General features: G+C 38.2%; 17 protein-coding genes. 16 read left to right on the top strand and 1 reads right to left on the bottom strand.

Going from position 1 to position 18,876, the window contains the following annotated elements; genetic code table 11:
* Both LI951_RS05380 and LI951_RS05375 read left to right on the top strand, forming a co-directional pair.
* Positions 1-322: DUF5963 family protein (locus LI951_RS05380; protein ID WP_324254777.1), on the top strand; the 322-nt coding region annotated here is incomplete at its 5' end.
* Positions 319-498: a hypothetical protein gene (locus tag LI951_RS05375; protein WP_229441513.1), complete on the top strand. Its 180-nt coding sequence runs from the start codon at positions 319-321 to the stop codon at positions 496-498. The genes LI951_RS05380 and LI951_RS05375, both read left to right, overlap by 4 nt.
* Before the next feature lie 16 nt (positions 499-514).
* On the opposite strand, the gene LI951_RS05370 is transcribed toward LI951_RS05375, so the two are convergent.
* Positions 515-1,222 carry a hypothetical protein gene (locus LI951_RS05370; protein ID WP_229441512.1) on the bottom strand — a complete coding sequence of 236 codons (708 nt, stop codon included), beginning with the start codon at positions 1,220-1,222 and terminating at the stop codon, positions 515-517.
* Between the two features lie 1,074 nt (positions 1,223-2,296).
* Here LI951_RS05370 and LI951_RS05365 point away from each other — a divergent pair.
* The 14 genes from LI951_RS05365 (at position 2,297) to LI951_RS05300 (ending at position 18,871) form a co-directional block, all read left to right on the top strand.
* The gene (locus LI951_RS05365; protein WP_229441511.1) at positions 2,297-2,746 is read left to right on the top strand and encodes a helix-turn-helix domain-containing protein; all 450 of its coding nucleotides are present in this window, start codon (positions 2,297-2,299) and stop codon (positions 2,744-2,746) included.
* 249 nt (positions 2,747-2,995) lie between these two features.
* Positions 2,996-5,728 (top strand): sigma 54-interacting transcriptional regulator, encoded by a 2,733-nt coding sequence (locus LI951_RS05360; RefSeq protein ID WP_229441510.1) that lies wholly within the window; start codon positions 2,996-2,998, stop codon positions 5,726-5,728.
* A gap of 56 nt (positions 5,729-5,784) precedes the next feature.
* On the top strand, positions 5,785-6,213 hold the full coding sequence (locus tag LI951_RS05355; RefSeq protein ID WP_229441509.1) for a PTS sugar transporter subunit IIA: 429 nt from the start codon (positions 5,785-5,787) through the stop codon (positions 6,211-6,213).
* On the top strand, positions 6,188-6,670 hold the full coding sequence (locus tag LI951_RS05350) for a PTS system mannose/fructose/N-acetylgalactosamine-transporter subunit IIB (protein ID WP_229441508.1): 483 nt from the start codon (positions 6,188-6,190) through the stop codon (positions 6,668-6,670). Before LI951_RS05355 ends, LI951_RS05350 begins: the two co-directional genes overlap by 26 nt.
* Positions 6,671-6,685: 15 nt before the next feature.
* Positions 6,686-7,471, top strand: a complete 786-nt coding sequence (locus tag LI951_RS05345; protein ID WP_229441507.1) for a PTS mannose/fructose/sorbose/N-acetylgalactosamine transporter subunit IIC — start codon at positions 6,686-6,688, stop codon at positions 7,469-7,471.
* Complete coding sequence (locus tag LI951_RS05340; RefSeq protein WP_229441506.1) at positions 7,464-8,261, top strand: PTS system mannose/fructose/sorbose family transporter subunit IID; 798 nt, start codon at positions 7,464-7,466, stop codon at positions 8,259-8,261. The genes LI951_RS05345 and LI951_RS05340 overlap by 8 nt, the downstream gene beginning before the upstream one ends.
* A 17-nt stretch (positions 8,262-8,278) precedes the next feature.
* Entirely contained in the window at positions 8,279-9,334 is a 1,056-nt protein-coding gene (locus LI951_RS05335) for an SIS domain-containing protein (RefSeq protein WP_202065169.1), read from the top strand.
* A gap of 1,083 nt (positions 9,335-10,417) precedes the next feature.
* On the top strand, positions 10,418-11,149 hold the full coding sequence (locus LI951_RS05330) for a winged helix-turn-helix domain-containing protein (RefSeq protein ID WP_229441505.1): 732 nt from the start codon (positions 10,418-10,420) through the stop codon (positions 11,147-11,149).
* Between the two features lie 277 nt (positions 11,150-11,426).
* Positions 11,427-12,191 (top strand): WxL domain-containing protein, encoded by a 765-nt coding sequence (locus LI951_RS05325; protein ID WP_229441504.1) that lies wholly within the window; start codon positions 11,427-11,429, stop codon positions 12,189-12,191.
* Between the two features lie 29 nt (positions 12,192-12,220).
* Positions 12,221-15,571: a pectate lyase-like adhesive domain-containing protein gene (locus LI951_RS05320; RefSeq protein WP_229441503.1), complete on the top strand. Its 3,351-nt coding sequence runs from the start codon at positions 12,221-12,223 to the stop codon at positions 15,569-15,571.
* Positions 15,572-15,585: 14 nt separating this feature from the next.
* Positions 15,586-15,933, top strand: coding sequence for an LPXTG cell wall anchor domain-containing protein (locus tag LI951_RS05315; protein ID WP_229441502.1), 348 nt, complete (start codon positions 15,586-15,588; stop codon positions 15,931-15,933).
* Positions 15,930-16,739, top strand: coding sequence for a WxL domain-containing protein (locus LI951_RS05310; RefSeq protein WP_229441501.1), 810 nt, complete (start codon positions 15,930-15,932; stop codon positions 16,737-16,739). Before LI951_RS05315 ends, LI951_RS05310 begins: the two co-directional genes overlap by 4 nt.
* 76 nt (positions 16,740-16,815) lie before the next feature.
* Positions 16,816-17,580 carry a WxL domain-containing protein gene (locus LI951_RS05305; protein WP_229441500.1) on the top strand — a complete coding sequence of 255 codons (765 nt, stop codon included), beginning with the start codon at positions 16,816-16,818 and terminating at the stop codon, positions 17,578-17,580.
* A 133-nt stretch (positions 17,581-17,713) separates the two neighbouring features.
* A complete protein-coding gene (locus LI951_RS05300) occupies positions 17,714-18,871 on the top strand; it encodes a DUF916 and DUF3324 domain-containing protein (protein ID WP_229441499.1) in 1,158 nt (385 codons plus the stop codon).
* The last annotated feature ends 5 nt before the right edge of the window (positions 18,872-18,876 follow it).

The following is an 18,876-nucleotide window of genomic DNA, read 5'->3' as shown; positions in this document are numbered from 1 at the left end:
ATTAATGAAAAAGAAGTTTAACAATCCAACGACTCGTGTTATCGTATCTATTATTTTAGGAATTATTTTAGGAGTTTTCGTTTGCTTTATGGCAATTCGCTCTGGATATACTTATGTTAAAGGTTCTTCTTTAACTGAATATAGTGTAAACATCTTTGGTTTTACTATTTTTGATATTCAAAAAGTGGGGAACGAATTTAAAGGAACACCAAATAATAGTAATATGATGTTTATCGGGATTATATTTTCAATGGTGTTAGCCATCGTAACCGAAGTTGTTACAGCTTTGAAAAATAGAAAAAGGAAGGAGGACGACAAATGATTGATTTTGAGAAAAAAGTTTTTTCATTAAAAATATTTACTGATACACCATTTGTATTTATGATCTCTCTCGGTGACATGATTATACCTCCTGATTTTAAACCCGTCGAATTCGACGGGTTTAAAAAGATTACCCATACCTTGTGGATAGCTGGTTTAATTTTTAGTTCATATTGAAAGAAAGATACGAAAGCTAATCTTCAAACCCACACAATGTATAATTGGCTAAAGCTTCTGATTCATGCATAGAAATAACTGAATTTGCGTTCCTTAAGCCACGACAAGTGCTTGAATAGTGGTATTTTGTTCCAGATTCAGGAGCAACATAAACAAGATGCTCTGTGACTTGCTGAGCGGCTGTCTGAGCCTGTTCGTCGGCTATTCTTTGCTGTTCAGCCGTCGCAGCCTGAGCCTGCTCCTGAGCTATTCGTTCCTGTTCGGCTGTTATTCGCTGTTCCTCTGCTAATTTAGCAGCTTCGGCTGCCTGGGCTTCAGCACTGACGAGTATCTCATTGACAGCAATTAGTCTTTCCTCTAATGACTTCTCTCCACCTGCTTTTTCCAATGCACTTACTGCTTGATTGTAGTTATCACGTGTAGGATTTTGTTCAGCGTTCTCTACACCCTTTTGAGCTGCTTCTAGTAACGCTGTAGAATTGTCAGAAGAAGAGGGCTCGGTGCTTTCCTTTTCTTTTGACGTTGGTTTTGTTTTTTCTTCTTGTTTAGGACTATCTGAAACTGCTTCTTTCTCACTTTTAGGAGCCGTTACATTGACAAGTAAAAACGATATTACTAAAGCAATAATAGAGTAATTCCTAATTTTTTTGTTTGGTCTTTTCTTAATGAAATACCACACAGACACAGCACTAAGAACAAATATCAGACTAAATAAAGTTGCCACTTTTTACTAACCCCATTTCATGATATAATTAGTTGCTATCATGAAATGTATTTCATTTTTGACGCTCTTAACCGCCGCCAAGTGGGAAGAGCGTTTTTTCCATGGTATGAAAATTTTTAGGCAATTGGGCGGGGCAGAATATTTCCCGAAAATTAAAGATAGAGTGAAATCTTCTCCTGTTTTTTTAGTTGGTTTAGTACAAAATACCTGTAGAGACCATTGAGTATAAACCTTGAGGCTCCACTTCTTAGGAAATGGTGGAGAGACAGAGTAATCATCCTTTAGCTATAAGAAACCTCCTAACTTTCAATAGTTATCCTCCTAATATTTCGAGCTTACGTTCGATTTTATCGTATCTTGTATCTAATTATAACCAATTTTTGACTGGAGTTTCCATATTTTTATAAAATCTTTGATCGATGAGCTTTTTTAGTGTTCCATTCCATTTTGAAATAAGGTTCATTAATAGAAAGCCATTTTTTAATGTGTTCGCCTCCTGGGACTAATTTGAATAGTTTAAAATTATTTATCCGATTTGGTTAGTGTTTAAGTCAATTGTATTCATTTCAAACTAGTGTTGCATCTCGGAAATAAGTCGAACAATACTGAAAATATGAGCAGCTCCAGGGAGGTATCAATTCACAGCTATTCATTTTATGAATAGTGTTCCTTTTTAGTATGACAGGAAATAGCGTGTAGGTCGATGATTTTTTATTTTCATTCTGTTTGGTGAGGTGTTAGCCCTCATGTGTGTTTGTCACAACCTCTTTTTTTGAATCCTCACCCAAATCCCCGCCTATTCCCCACCGGTATTTTGCATCAGAGATAATTGTCGATCCAAATTCTGTTTTATGGTTGAAACTCGAATATAGCCAACTTTCATTTTATTCACCTAAACTTTTACATATTTATTTTACACGTATCGTTTACAATGAAAACATTATATCGCAAGCATCATGGAGTGCCAGCACAAGGTATACCATAAATGAATAAAATCTATTGCTCTATACTTCAAAAGATGTATAATATAGTCTTACAACAAAAGATGTATGAAACGTCAGAACGGAGTTAGGGATGCAAGATATTCGAGAACTGGGTCTAATGACCTTTAGCCAGGCCAGTGAACGATGGGGGAAAGAAAGGAGCTATGTGCAGCAGCAGTACAATAAGTATCCAAAAAAATTTCTTGTTGGAACTGTTGATCTGTTGAAATCAGAAAAAAAAGATAGAGGTACATATGTTATTACTAGACAAGGAATGGAGTATCTGACTAGTAAAACTGAAGAAGAAGCAAATAGAGCTCTATGGATAGTTATTGTGCAGCATGGAACCAATATTATTGATGAACATGCTTGTTCTTCTGAAGGAGAGGCTGAGGAGCTAGTGAAGAAGATTGCTATTTCAAAGGTTCAAGCAAGCAGTGCAGCTGAGACTATTCATTGGAATTATTTAGATCAACAGAAGAAAAATTACGGTGTGAAGATTCCAGGGGGACTAATGGTTTACTACAAAAAGAAAACATAAGGGTGAGAGAATGGAATGAACACTGGAAGAGATTCAATTGGATTTTGAAAAAAGAAAGGGTACTAAAGGACTAGCTGAGGAATTGGCAAATAATGAAGCTATGTCTTTGTATCGAGAAATTCCTGCGGCAAGAACGGATCATGATTAACTATAGTCGTAAATAAAATAGGCAAACGATCGGATTTCTAAGTGAACAACAGATTATTTTTCGCTCCAGATTTCACTAAAATGGATACAGAGGTGATAAAAATGTCAACATTGGAAGAAGCAATTCTAGAACTAGCAGATGCAAAGTGCACGAATCTGCAATTAGACCAGTTAGACCGATTTTTCTTTGACACACCTGAGATTGAGAAATTGTTGAAGGTAAGCAGAACACAAGCTAGCCGAGCAGCTAACCGACTTGTTGAAAATGGGTTGTTGGTTAAAGTGAATACAAGGCCGGTTTTGTTTTTAGCCAAAGAGACATTTGAGCAGCACTTTAAATTAAATTTGAATAAGGAATATGAACGAGTGCAGGAAATCGCCGAATTGATAAAAAAGGTGCCAGCTGAACGAGTTTTTGAACAAATGATTGGTTGGGATAAAAGCTTATCTGAAGCATTGGAACAATTACGAACAGCTGTCTATTATCCCGGGAATGGATTGCCAATCATGCTGGCAGGAGATACGGGAGTTGGGAAAAGCTATTTTGTACAAGTAATGTATGAATATATGATTAAAGCTGGCATACTACCATTTGATGCTCCTTTTAAAGTGTTGAACTGTGCACAATATTACAATAATCCAGAATTATTGTCGGGATTTTTATTTGGTTACACAAAAGGAGCTTTTACCGGAGCTTATGAGAACCATACTGGATTGTTGGAGGAAGCCGATCAAGGATTACTTTTTTTAGATGAAGTCCATCGTTTAAATGCTGAAGGGCAAGAGAAGCTTTTTACTTTTATGGATAAAGGAAGGTTTACACGAATTGGTGACATAAAACCGTATAAAGCTAAGGTGCGTTTAGCGTTTGCAACGACAGAAAAATTACAGGGATTTTTGCAAACGTTTTTAAGAAGAATTCCGATTCATATATACGTTCCAAATATGGAGGAACGGGGAGTTATGGAAAAGCGTCAAATGCTTGAGTACTTATTTGATAAAGAAAGTCGCAAGCTGAACCAACCGATTGAGGTTACACCACGAGTAATGAATATTTTAATGCAGACACACTATGAAGGAAATATTGGAGAAATTGAGAATACGATCAAATACTCCTGTGGTAGTGCCATTGCTCGTAATGAACAGACTCAGGTGAAAATTCAGTTTCGGGACTTACCTCAAAAAATCTATGCTCGTAATACCAAACAAGAGCAATGGTCGACCTTTGAAGGATCTAATCTTATTTTTTCCGGTTCTCATGAAAGGAGGCCGGTTTCCAGTCGAGCTAAAGAACTGACCAGTTTTATTTCTCAAGTGGTACTGCTATATGAACGTTATGATACTGGTGAAGAAACTTTTTATGAATTGAAAAAGCAATGGTCACAACAGGTGACACAATTTATGGATGAGCTAGTGTACCAGGATAACTATGCTAACCATATGTCATTGGAAAAATTCATTTCAACGACAATGCAAGAGATTTTTAGGGAACTAGATTACCAAACAAAATTTCGCTATGATGGAAATTTTGTACTGTTTTTCTCTCATTATATTTATCGGTATGTATTAAAGGGAGAAACTGATCAGTTAACTTTACCTGAGGGTTTAAAACAATTGGTTACTGAGAACTATCAATTAGAGAGAGGTGCAATAAATAAACTATTACCAGAAGTAGATAAGAGGCTCGATTTAACTTTTAATGAGGTAGATCGTTGTATGTTTGTCCTTTTTTTATCAACTCTAGAACAAGCCGAACAACAAGCTGATTTGAATGCCCTTATTTTGGCTCACGGATATGCGACTGCTAGTAGTATTGCCAATGTTTGCAATCGAATGCTGGGTAATGCAACATTTTCTTCCATTGACATGCCGATTGAGGCTGCCTTGAGTGACATTAGTGAAAAAGTTCGTTTATACATAGAAGAAAATTTGGTTAATCGTGGATTAATAATTTTAATTGATATGGGTTCTTTGAACATGATTTATGATCAGTTGAAGCAAGATATTGAAATTCCGATTCTGTTTATTGATCAGCTGGGAACCTTGCTGGCTTTGGAAATCGGCAATCTAATTCAGCAAGGCAAGGAGCTGTCGGAGATTGCAGATCGGATGAAAGAGGTTGCTGCACCGAACGTTCAGCTCTTTCAACCGCAACGCAGTAAACAGAAAGCAATTATTACTACCTGCTTTACTGGAATTGGGACAGCTGTGCAAATTCAAAAGCTATTGTATCACTGTTTAAAGGGTATAGTGGATATTGAAATTATCCCAACTGAATTTCATGAGCTTAAGGAGAACGGCATCAGTTCGGCTGTAATTGCCAAGTATGAGATTTTAGCAATTATAGGCACTGATGATCCACAAGTACCAAAAGCAAATTTTGTCTTTCTAGAAACCATTATTTCCGGTGAAGTTGCTAGTGAAATCGCAGAAATTTTCCAACGGACCTTGGCTGAGGAAGATATTCTAGAAATTAATAATCGTCTGGTGAAAAACTTCTCTTTAATTCGAGTGATTGATTATTTGACTATTCTGGATACTAAGAAAATTCTGGAACTCGTGGAAGGCTGTATTCGACAACTGGAAACGCGCTTGTTTTTGGAATTGTCCAATGCTCGCAAAGTTGCTATGTACGTGCATATTAGTTGTATGGTGGAACGTTTGATTCGTCATTCTGAAATTATGGACTTTCCTGATTTGGAGAAATTCTCTTATGAGCATCAAAAGGAAATTCAAGTGATTCAGGAAGTGTTTAGTGTGCTGGAGAAGATATATAGTGTGACAGTTCCTCTCACAGAGATCGGATATATACACAATATCCTTTATAATCCGTAGCGTGCCAATTAATGGCACGCTTTTTGCTTTGTAATAGAAGTGAAGGAGGGATTTACTTGAAATATTTAATTGCGACACATGGTGAGTTTTCAAAAGGAATCATTGACAGTGTCCAACTAATTATCGGGGAAGATATAACGATTGATTATTTCTGCATGACAAAGTCGAAATCTTCTGAAGATGCTTTTCAGGAAGTAAAACAATATTTAAAAGGGATAGAGGAGGAACCGTTAATTGTTTTAGCGGATATGTTTGGCGGCAGCGTCGCAAATCTTTTTGCGGAATTTTTATTAGAGGGATATGATTTTCAATTGGTTACTGGAGTAAATTTACCAATGTTATTGAATCTGTTCTTGTCAGAAGGCCCAATAAAAGAACGAATCAACAATAGTTTGGAGGAAGCCAAAAAAGGAATTTTACATGTGAATGCATGTATCGAAAATAAAGGAGGCGTTGAGAGTGACAGTATCATTATTGAGGATTGATGACCGGCTGATTCACGGACAGGTTGCTTTTGGTTGGACCTCATCATTAGGGATTAACACTATTTTAGTTGTAAATGATGAAGCCAAGAATGACCAGATGAAGGCCATGGCATTAAATTTGGCAAAGCCGAGCAATGTAAACTTGTATATTCGCAGTATTGAGGAATCTGGTGAAATTATCGAAAAATTCAGTCACTCAAAAAAGAGCAATGTCTTAGTTTTAGTAAAAAATACAGTTGATGCCCGCAAGTTGATCGAAAATACTGGTAATGTCATCAAAGGAATTAATATTGGCGGTTTACGCTATTACGAAGGCAAACGGAAGCTGACGGACTTAGTGGCGGTTAATGAAGAAGATGTTGAAAATCTGAAAGCGATTCATGCATCTGGAGTGGAAGTTGAATTTCGAATGCTGCCAAGAGACAAACGTAAAACATTGGAGGATTTTGATTTATAAGAAAGGAGAAAGTAAATGGTAGCACAAGCATTAATGCTGGGGCTGATAGCAGGGGTCGGAATTTTGGATGGACGAATTTTTGGACAAATGATGTTTGATCGACCACTAGTGACTGGCTTTTTTGTTGGGCTGGTTTTAGGAGATGTAACACAAGGAATTATTATCGGTGCTCAACTAGAATTAATTTGGATGGGGATTGCGGGGATTGGTGCTGCAACACCACCTGATGTAGTAACTGGAGGCATATTGGGAACAGCATTCGCTATTCTTTCTGGAAGCGGTGTTGAAGTAGCGTTGGCGTTGGCAGTCCCAATAGCTGTGTTAGCACAGTCTTTAGGTGTTGCGGTAAGGATTGTCAATACTTATTTTGCCCACAAAGCAGATACGTATGCTAAAGAAGCAGATTATAGAGGATTGGCTATTTCTATATGGATTCCGGTCTGTCTGTTTTTCTTAAGTACTTTTTTACCAACTTTTTTAGCAATTCTTTTGGGTGCGGACCAAGTTACTAATCTCATAAACGCAGTTCCTGAGGTTATCTTAGATGGAATGAGTATCGCTGGTGCCCTATTACCGGCAATTGGTTTCGCTTTGTTGATGGATATGCTCTTTTCAAAGAAAATGGCACCATTCTTTTTCATCAGTTTCTTGGCTGCCGCATATGGCGGCTTGAATATTACTGCAATTGCTTTGTTTGCGGTCTGTTTAGCATTTATCTTGCATTTTTATATCGAACCGGAAAAAGAAACATCTGATTTGACTCAGGATAACTTAACGGAGGGAGAGATTGACTTTGACTAAGGTAACAAACAAAGAGCTTCGTAGTGTTTTCTGGCGTTCATTTGCCTTACAGGGCGCATTTAACTATGAGCGAATGCAAAATATTGGTTATTGCTATTCTATGATTCCAGTAATTAGGCGCTTATACGGCGAGAAAAAAGATCAATCAGAGGCACTAATTAGGCACCTTGAAATTTTTAATACCACGCCAGCCGTGGTTCCAGCCATCATGGGAATTACCACAGCGATGGAAGAAGAAAATTGTGACAATGCTAATTTTGATGAGCAATCTATCAATGCTGTTAAGGCGTCATTAATGGGGCCATTAGCTGGAATTGGAGATTCAATTTTTTGGGGAACTTTGCGAATTATTGCTGCCGGTATTGGTGTTTCAATTGCGAAAGACGGTAGTGTTTTTGGACCGATACTATTCCTTTTGATTTACAATTTCCCAAATTTTCTTGTTCGAATTTTTGGTCTGAAACTAGGGTATCAGGTTGGAGTCAGCTCACTGGAACGCCTTCAAAAAGAAGGGCTGATGGATAAGATCATGTCCATAGCAACCATTATTGGATTATCAGTTGTAGGCGGTATGGTAGCGACTATGTTATCGATATCTACACCATTAGAATTAAAAATCAGTGGAGCTGAAATTGTTGTTCAGGATATTTTGGATCAGATTTTACCTAATATGCTTCCGCTGATCTTTACCTTTGTGATTTATAGTTTGATTAAAAAGGTTAGTGTTACCTGGTTGACTATTGGAGTCATCGTTTTTGGAATTTTGATGCACGCTATTGGAATTTTATAAAAAAGGAGAATAGATAAATGGCAACAATTGAAAGCTACATGCTGGAAACACCTGATAGAATGGAAGCTATCATTGAGAATGCTCGGGAATTATTCTCAGAAGTAAAGAAAGCCCGTATTAAACGAGTCATCATTACTGGATCAGGCACAAGCTATCATTCAGGTTTGCAAATGAGTCAAAAAATGCGAGCTTTACTAAAAATGGATGTTTGTGCAATGTATCCATTTGAAATTACAGATACGACTTTTTTAGCAGACAATGAACAAACTTTAGTTGTTGGAATTTCTCAAGGGGGAAGCAGTTACTCAACCTATAACACAATGAAGCTGGCTAAACATCATGGCTGTATGACGGCTTCCATGGCAGGTGTAGATGAAGCCTTTATCGATGAAGTAGCGGATTATGTTTTAACTGTTTCTTGTGGCGAGGAGTTGGCAGGGGCTAAAACTAAAGGGTTCTATTGTACTAAATTGAATTTATTATTGTTCGCTTTGTACATTGGTTTAGAGAAGAGGACTGTCTCAGAAGAAATTTTCAATAGGGAAATTACTGAAGTAAGAGAAGCAATAAAACATTTTCGTGCTGTTTTTGATACATCTGAAATATGGATTGAGAATCACAAGGATTCATTAAAAGAAATTAGAGATATCCGTATCACTGGACCGGCTTCATTATATGGAGATATCTTGGAAAGTGCATTGAAGCTGCTGGAAACTATGCGTTGTCCAGTTACAGGGTATGAATTTGAAGAATTCATTCATGGGATTTATAATGCCATTGATAATGAATCAACTGTTTTCATTTTAGACATTGGTAATGAGTCCCGATCAGATGAAATGAAAAGAATATTATCTGGTTGGAGCAAAACAATATACTTATTTACTAATTATGAATCAGAGAATGCGGATCTAGTCTTACCAACTGTGAATAATAAAGAAATGCTAACCTTTAACTTTATAATACCATTGCAATTAATGTGTGCTAAGATTCCAGTTCTTCGAGGAATAGATCCGTCTATACCGAAAGATCCTCAATTTCATATGAAATTAGGTAGTAAGAAGTTTAATAAGTAGACAGAGCTATTTTTTAACTTTGTAAATGTCTGCTATTTACGATTTTACGTTGCTTAATCCTTCCAGTGTATGTTCTTTCATTGTCTACACCTTATTTTTCTGTCTATTTAATTGCCGCTTGTCTATCTGATGATTTCATGTAGTAGAAGAGAATTTCTGGGATCAATATAAGCCAACACCAAAAAGAGATGTTATATAAAATAATAAGTAAAAAGAGTAACAGACAACATAATATTCTACCCCTATCTAGGATAAAGAAATAATTCAATCCCAGATAGGGGTATTTGGGATTGAAAAAGAGGAATGAAGCTCAGCAAGGAAGAAGACTTAGAGTGTGCAGGAAGCTCCCTCAGATACAAAAATCAGTATACGGAATGCAGCAAGGTATTAGGAGGTACGTCAAAAAATGATATGCCAAGTATAAGACAGTGTTTATTATGCAGACATTTCTAATAAAAAATCAAAAAATCCGTTTCTCAAAAGGATATATTTTTGAGTTGTTATCCACAAGTATGAAGCCAATTATGTTACTGCTTCACTGGTCTGTAGGTTAAAAATATTTTTTATTATGAAATTTCTATAAAAATATTTCTTTGTTTTTTCTCATTCTATCTATTTTATTCTCACAGAAACTCTTTTTTTGTTAAAAAAATGAAAAAAATATATATAGACTTTCAATATTTGTTGTTTTAAAATGAATTTAATATAAAAATAAAAAATAAAAAGAACAGAATAGTATATTTGGGTATATATATTTTTTTGATTGGAAATAATATATTTTTCTATCTAAAAGAGTGTTTTATAGTCTTGGAGATGATAAAAAATATTTTTTTGTTTATTATAAATAGGGTTTTTAGTCTGTACTATTAAATTAGTTGTATTAGTTCGTCAGCGGTTTATTTGTTGGTCTATAGATTAAACATAAGTTTTTTCATTATAAACCCCCCATAAAATCAAGTGTTTTCGTTGTTCTTTTTCATTTTGTCCAATTTATTTTCGCGGATATTTTTTGTGGAAAAATAGTATATATACTTTAAATATCTATTGTATTAAATTCAAAAAAAGGAAAAGGAGGAATCAATTATGAATGTAGGTGTTATTAGTTTATCAATCAAACTTGAAGAATCCTATTCAGAAGAGCTAAAAAAGAATGATATCAATGTGGTTTCCTTGACGATAGAGGACTTTGAAAAAAGAGAGTCTGAATGCGATGGTCTGATTATTTGTGAAGATGCCGTAAAGGATATGGCTCGTACATGCAGTATTTTATTAAAATTAAAAAAGAAACCAAATGCACTTGTGTGGATATTTTCTCCCAATCTGCAGAAGTCCATGCGAAGTATTTATTTACAGTTGGGTGCTCTAGGTACGATGTCTGAAGATTATGAATCAGGGGAACTGCAATTGTTTATCGCCAATAATCTGAATAAACATAAAGTAAGTCGAGTTTATGGAATAGACTATTCGACATTGAGTGAGGAAACTACGGCAGCCACGAAAAAGATTCAGTTAATTCCTAGAAATCAGAGTGTAAAAATTAACGGAGAAAGAGAGATTCTTTTAACACGCTTGGAATACAAAACAATTGAGCTGCTTTACGAACGTAAGAACAACACAGTCACTTATAAAGAGTTATTCAAATTAATTTGGAATGAAGGATTCAATGACGAGAAGCATCAAGTGGCTAATAACGAGAAGCATCGAGTAGCTAATTTAGTTTTTCGTTTACGGGAAAAAATTGAGGCAGATGCAGTAAAACCAGAGATTATACTTACTGTACGTTCACAAGGCTACATGTTGAGTCTAAAAGAATAAGAATAGCTATTGAACAAAACACTTTGAAGAACATCGCGAAGTGTTGCACTTTGTATAGGATGGAAAAACGTCAGTTGGAGCTGGAAATACAGCTAGTATAATGGTGACGCTATCATTGAGCGTGCCGGAAACAATTAACATTTATCCGGTTCAATATACCACCACATTAACATAGAGTTTGGAAGCTGCACCAACAGAATAAAGCAGCGCTTAACATTCGGCAAATTGGAGTCATTCCATTTGTATATATATCACACAAAATCTAGGAGGAACAAAAATGAAATTAAGAAAATTATGTGCAATTGCTTTAGTGGCAACAATCGGAGCAGCAACAATCGGATCAGCAGCAGCAAGTGCTGACGAAAGATCTCTAGGATCAGAAGGTACTGTAACTGTAAGCGGCGGTATCATTGACCCGGAAGATCCAGGCAGCATCATTGACCCGGAAAATCCAGAAGGACCTGGAATCGATCCGGAAACACCAGAGGTAATACCAAACCCGGATATTGAAAGCAAAGGGATTATTGCAGTTTCTAATCTAAATTTTGGCAGTGTTGAAGTTGGGACAACCTCTGTAAATGCTAAATCTATCGCCTTAATTGATGAGGACGGTGTAGAAACGGGTGAAACACGTGGTAACATCGTATCCTTTGGTGATGTGACTGGTAACTACACAGGGTATACAATTACCGGTGAATTGACAAGCCAATTTACAAACGGCACAACAACACTTGATGGCGCATCAATCACATACACAAACCCACTATTGGCAACATCAGGAACAGGAACAATTGCAGCAGCAGTTCCGGCATCCGTTGTATTGAGCACAGAAGAAGGTGCACAAACATTTGTTTCTGCAGGAGAAGGCGAAGGAAGCGGTCTATGGACATTGGAATTTGGTCAAAGCGCAACTTCTGAAGCAGGTACTCCCGGAACAGCTGAAGACGCTGTTCAATTGGATATTCCTTTAAGTGTTGCATCTGCAATGACTGTAGGAACCTATACTGCAACAGTTACTTGGACAATGGGTGCTACTGCATAATAAAGAATCATTAGTCTTATGGGGGAAATATGAAAAAAATCACTAGACTATTAGGCGTAGTAACGTTTGTGCTGGCGATAGGATATATATATGGAGCAGAAACGCCAATTGAAGCTGAAAACAGCGGATTTTCTCCAATACCAATCGAATCAAAAGTACCAATTTCTATGGAACGAACAGCTATAGAACATGTCCAAGCTGATGAAGAAAGCAACCTATTTACTGGGGAGATGGCAATGGTTTCAACGATGGATGAGTTTAAAGAGGCTGTGAGCAGGTCTGAGGTTTCAATTATTTCAGTACAAGAGAATTTAGTTGGAAGTTCAGCAAGTAAAATGGCGATAAATCGTTCATTACTAATTCTAGGGAATGACCACACATTGGATTTTACAAATAATGACTTCTTTTTTCAGCTAGAAGAAGTAACAGAACCTTCTGTTTTTCGTATGGAAAATGCAACGATTACCAAAAATGGAATGTTTCTGTGGGTATTGTCTTCTGTAGAAGATAGCGAAAACTGGACACTTGAATTGGAAGATATTCAAGAAGCGGGTTGGTATGGTAAGCAATTAGCTAGTCTTCCTCAAGGAGTGGTTCGATTCACTGGAGGAGTTTCTAACTTTACGCAACCATCATCAACGACATTCATTGAGTCAAAGGAAATATTCGTTTCAAATAATGCAGAAGTTGTTATTAATCGAGATAGCACAATATTCTTCTCATCTGATGCAACGATAGCTTCTCCAAAAGTGATAATTGAGGAAGGTGCATTTGTATCAATTACAGCATCAGGCCCAGAGAATGTAATTGATTTGCGTGGGGATGATTCAGAGATATTAATACAAAATGATGCTTTTTTGACGATAAATTCTGCAGGAACGAATAGTGCTGCAGGAATGAAGAGTGCTATCGCATTAGTTGGAGCAAAACCAAAAGTTTCTGTCTTATCAGGAGGAAGTTTAGTAATATCCAGTACAAATAATAAACTAGGAATCTCTTTAAATGGTGAAGGACCAGAAATACAAGTTGATGATGGAAATATGTCTATAGATTCTACAGTGACATCAATTTATTTGAACGGTAAAGAGCCAAAAATAATTGCTCAAGATAGTAATATAATAGTTAAAAGTACAAGTAGCCATATTAAAGATAGTGGTATTTTTTTAACAGGAGATGATTCGCAGTTTCTATTAACTAATAGCATCCTTGATATGAAATTAGTTTCTTGTCAAGGAATTACCATGGGAGGTACTGCTCCTGAGATGAAATTGAACAATAGTGAAATAACAATAGATACAGATATAAGTATTTCTCTAGAATTTGGAGAAATAAACTTGGTGGGTAGTGATCCTGCCCTTTTGTTAGAAAATAAGAGTAAGATCAATATTGATTCAACAGGGAGTAATACGAATATTCTGGTTAAGGGTAATAATCCAACTTTGAAGCTATCAAATGAATCTGGGATAACTATTAATGTTGCAAGTGAATATGACAGGGGCAATAATGCTGCTGCGATTCGTGTATCCGGTCCATCACCATATCTAGATATTAGCGACAATTCAATATTTGATATCAACATTACATCTGGTAAGAAAAAAGGATTGGAAATCAGTGGAGCTGATTCAGACATTTCTATTGTTGCTAGTGAGCTTATAATTAAAACCGCTGAACAGCAATCAATGGCACTACACGTTGCTGGGCTTAGGGAGGTCATACTAGACAATGGGAATGCACTAATTAAAGATAGCAAAATCCATACTCCTACTGGGCATATATGGTTAGCTGTAGGTGAGACATTAGCTATAGATAATTCTGAAATCATTACACCTATGTTGACGTATACTTCCAAGGATACAACAATAAAAAATCATTCTTACCTCAAACTTCACCAAGATGATGCTAACAATGGTGACCCTTGGAACAGTTTTAATGCAGTTTTACTAAGCATTAAGGGTGGTGCTTTAAACATCCAAACCAATTCTGTTGTAGATATTCATAAAACCAGTAAGAGTATGGCGGGTACAGTGAATATGAATGCAGGAATATATTTCAATGAGCCTGGTATTGTGACTGTTGAATCAGGAGGGAAATTATCTGTTTACAATAAAGGACAGGGTGGTCCAAGAGATGCTTTTGGGAATGCAGGTGTAGTAATTAACCAAGTTGCTACTGATGTGCGCTGTGGTCTCATTGTAAAGGACCCAGATAGTGAGATAAAAATTTATTCAGAAAATGGTGCCGCAGTTAGTTATCTGCATGCGCACAATTCTCTTAATGTGGAAATAGAGGTATCTAACTATGGTTCTTTTGAAGCACGAGGAAATACAGCTACAGAGTACTCTGGCATTTTCGAATTTGGATATATGACCGTGATACTTGATAGCCCGTCATTTTTTGATTTTCGGAACGATAGTCAAGGTGGTGGACGAGTATTTTCTACAGGTACTAATTCACAACTGACTGGTATCAATAGTGATTTGGCTCTTTGGAAAAGTAGATCCGATTTAGACGGTGATCCATACTTGAGTTTTAATACTCTAGACTTTCAATTTAGTGGGCCTAATTTTAGTACGTTGGTATCCACTAGTAATGAAGAAGAGCTGAATACTTCAACTATTGGCACGACAGGCTTACAGGACTATGCCCGAGTAAGTTCAGGAAATGCAGTTGATATTGAAGAATCAGTTTTAACAGTGGCGTTTGTTAATGAGGAAAACCAGATGATGCCTGGATATACTTTGACAATTGGGGAAGGTCAAACCATTGATACTGCTTTAAATGTGGGGGATGTGATTGACTTAACCGGCAGTGAGTTCCAAGCAGTTCAGGATCAGCTGACAGCGCTGGAAACAGCAGGGTATGAGATCAGTATGCGACCGGAGAATGAAACCAATTTCTCTATTACAGAGACTGCACAGACAGTGACCTATAAAGTCACAGGGCAGCTGTTTCTAAAATCAGCCCCGTCAACCGTTGACTTTGGCAGCATCACGTACAATGCGAAGGTGCAGCGAGTAGACAATCCAAGTACGGATGGTGATTTGGTGGTTACAGATACTCGTGCCAATCAAGCCGCTGGCTGGACATTGTATGCCGCATTAACTACAAACATGAAAAATGATGAAACAGGTTCTGTAATGAACGAAGCGCTTTGGTATGTGGACAGTGCAGGAGAGGAAATCTCTCTAACATTGGATTCCGGCAATCAGCCTATTTATACCAATGCCTCTGGCGGTACCTTTGATGTCACTGGCACATGGGGCGATACGTCAGCAGATCCTGGATTGAAATTAGTTGCAGACCCAACCAAAACCACGGTATCAAGTATCGGCACCTATTCTGGTGTAGTGACTTGGACAATCATGGCTGAACAACCGTAGAAGGGAAGGAAAAAATGACTATAAGAAAAGCTTTCCTCCTGAGTCTTGCCCTGTTCCTGGTTGGTATAGCTGGGTTTTCGCCAACTGCATCGGCAACAATGGGTGCCGGAGGGCAAGTCAAGACTAAAGGACAAATTACATTTTATGAGGGGACTATTGAATCATCACTACCAGAACCATCGACCGCTGAACCAGCACAAACTTCCAGCAGCCGTGCAGCAACAGTAACAAAACCACAAGGAGGAGGAACCCTTCCCAGCACAGGTGAAATCGTACAAAAGTACAGCCTGATGGGAGCAGGTTTAATCGCGGCGTTGATCTCCTTCTTCCTCTTCCGTCGGAGAAAGAAGGAGGAGCTATGAAACTTATTACTTATTTCAAGTGTTCGCTTGCTCTGCTTCTTTTCGCCGGTATGACGGCAGCTGTTGGAGAACAGGCCTGCGCCTCCAGTCTGGACGGCAGAGGTTCTGTAAACGTGGAAGGAAAGGACATCAGTCTGCCTGTTGATCCGGAAAAGCCGGGGAACGAAGTCGATCCCGGTGAAGGATCATCCACCACCGGTGATCTCAGAATTGACTTTGTTTCCAGTCTGAATTTTGCGGCCGCTGAAATCACAGAGACTAATCGAACGTATGATTCATTGGCCCAGCTGTTTTACAGTGATACAGTTGCTCGCGGGTATTATATCCAAGTGAGTGATTTTCGTTCGGAACCCTCCGGCTGGTCGTTAACCTTGTCACAGGATACACCATTTACCAGCTCAATCATTCAAACACTTGAAGATCAGAGCTTAAAGGGAGCGGTCTTGTCTTTTGGCAATGGCTGGGCAAATTCAGATGGAAACAGTCAGATACCAACGGTTAGTCGAGATACTTTAATTATCAATGAAATGAACACAGCGTATACCGTGGCAGTTGCTGGAAGCGGTCAAGGGAAAGGGGTTTGGACGATTGCCTTTGGCGCATCGGGTGAAAATACTTCGAATCAGGAAAACACTCTGACTGCGTTGACGGATAAAAATGGCAATGCCATGATTGATCCACTCTTCAACAAGCCCAGCTACAGTAATTCAGCGGTATCACTAAGTGTACCGGAAACGATTAATATTTATCCGGTTCAATATACCACCACATTAACGTGGAGTTTGGAAGCTGCACCAACAGAATAAAGCAGCACTTAACATTCGGCAAATTGGAATCATTCCATTTGTATATATATATCACAAAATCTAGGAGGAACAAAAAATGAAATTAAGAAAATTATGTGCAGTAGCGTTAGTAGCAACAATCGGAGCAGCAACAATCGGAGCAGCAGCAGCAAGTGCTGACGAAAAATCTCTAGGATCAGAAGGTACTGTAACTGTAAGCGGCGGTATTATTGACCCGGAAGATCCAGGCAGCATTATTGACCCGGAAAATCCAGAGGGACCTGGAATCGATCCGGAAACACCAGGGATAATACCAAACCCGGATATTGAAAGCAAAGGGATTATTGCAGTTTCTAATCTAAAATTTGGCAGTGTTGAAGTTGGGACAACTTCTGTAAATGCTAGATCTATCGCCTTAATTGATGAGGAGGGCGAAGAAACAGGTGAAACACGTGGGAATATCGTATCATTTGGTGATGTGACTGGTTCGTATACTGGGTATACAATTACCGGTGAATTGACAAGCCAATTTACAAACGATACAACAACGCTTAATGGCGCATCAATCACATACACAAACCCACTATTGGCAACATCAGGAACAGGAACAATTGCAGCAGCAGTTCCGGCATCCGTTGTATTGAGCACAGAAGAAGGTGCACAAACATTTGTTTCTGCAGGAGAAGGCGAAGGAAGCGGTCTATGGACATTGGAATTTGGTCAAAGCGCGACTTCTGAAGCAGGTACTCCTGGAACAGCTGAAGATGCTGTTCAATTGGATATTCCTTTAAGTGTTGCATCTGCAATGACTGTAGGAACATATACTGCCACAGTTACTTGGACAATGGGTGCTACTGCATAATAAAGAACCATTAGTTTTATGTTTTATTGGGGTAAGCTGGTAATTATTTACCAGCTTGCTTTTTCAATCAATGTATATACATAGAACACATCTCTTGTTTTCACTATAAATAAAAATGATGAGGTTAATTATAATGAGGAAAGACTTTCAGAAAAAGAATGTAAATAATTTTTTTAAGGTGTTCATCAGTTTCTTTCTGCTGAGTTTCACAGTGACAGCAACGAACATAACTGCTTGGGGAGCAGAGGCAGAAGGGGAATCTTCTTCTATAGGGGGCTTTACTTATAGTCTTGAATTTCCGGAAAATCAACTAAACCCGAATCTGGGCTATTATCAGCTAATGATGACCCCTGGTCAGGAACAGAGCCTCGCTGTTATTCTTAGTAATCCAGGCTCAGAAGCAATCACTGTCAATCTGGCATTGAATGGCGCCAAAACCAATAAAACAGGGGTTATTGAATATGCCAATCGTGACATTGAAAATGATGCATCATTGGCTTTCGCTTTTGAGGACTTGGTAACGGGTCCTGAATCGGTGGAATTGGCAGCCGGTGAGACAAAGCAAGTGACGCTTACTGTTAAGATGCCTGAAACCAGCTTTGAAGGAGTCATTGCCGGTGGCCTGCAAATGATGAAGGCGGGGCAGACAGAGGACGCAGACTCTAGCGGAGGGTCTAAGGTTGTCAATCAGTATGCCTATGTGGTGTCCATTCTATTACAAGAGAGTGACACAGAGCTTGTCCCTGATCTTCAGTTTAACCGTGCCTATGGAGGACAGTTAAACTATCGCAACTCTGTGTACATTAATTTTTCTAATGTGATTGCGGCGTATTTAAATGATTTGACCGTGGAAGCACAGGTGATGAAAAAGGACAGCAATACCGTTTTGTATGAAGCGAAAAAGACCTCTATGCGAATGGCGCCAAACTCCTTTATGGAGTTTCCGGTTAGTATGAATGGGGAGCGAATGGAAGCCGGCTCTTACACGACTCATGTTCTGGCCACTTCTGGGGAACAGCGCTGGGAATGGACGGAAGACTTTGAGATTACAGAGGATGAAGCACAGAAATACAATGAGCGGGATGTCGGTCTGACGCAGGAAACAGGAATCAACTGGCAGCTGATTGCACTCATTGTGGGCGGCTTTGTCGCAGCAGTTGTGGTGATCTTTGGATTGATTACTCTTTTCCGCAAAAAGAAACAACGAGATATGCAGACCGCAAAAGGTACGCAGAAAAAACAACCGTCAAAGAATAGTCATACTGGAACACTCAAGAAGAAAAGACGTTAAAGAAG

It is taken from the genome of Enterococcus sp. BWT-B8 (assembly GCF_020567625.1).
GTDB lineage: Bacteria > Bacillota > Bacilli > Lactobacillales > Enterococcaceae > Enterococcus_L.
This window is presented reverse-complemented; position numbering and strand designations above follow the sequence as displayed.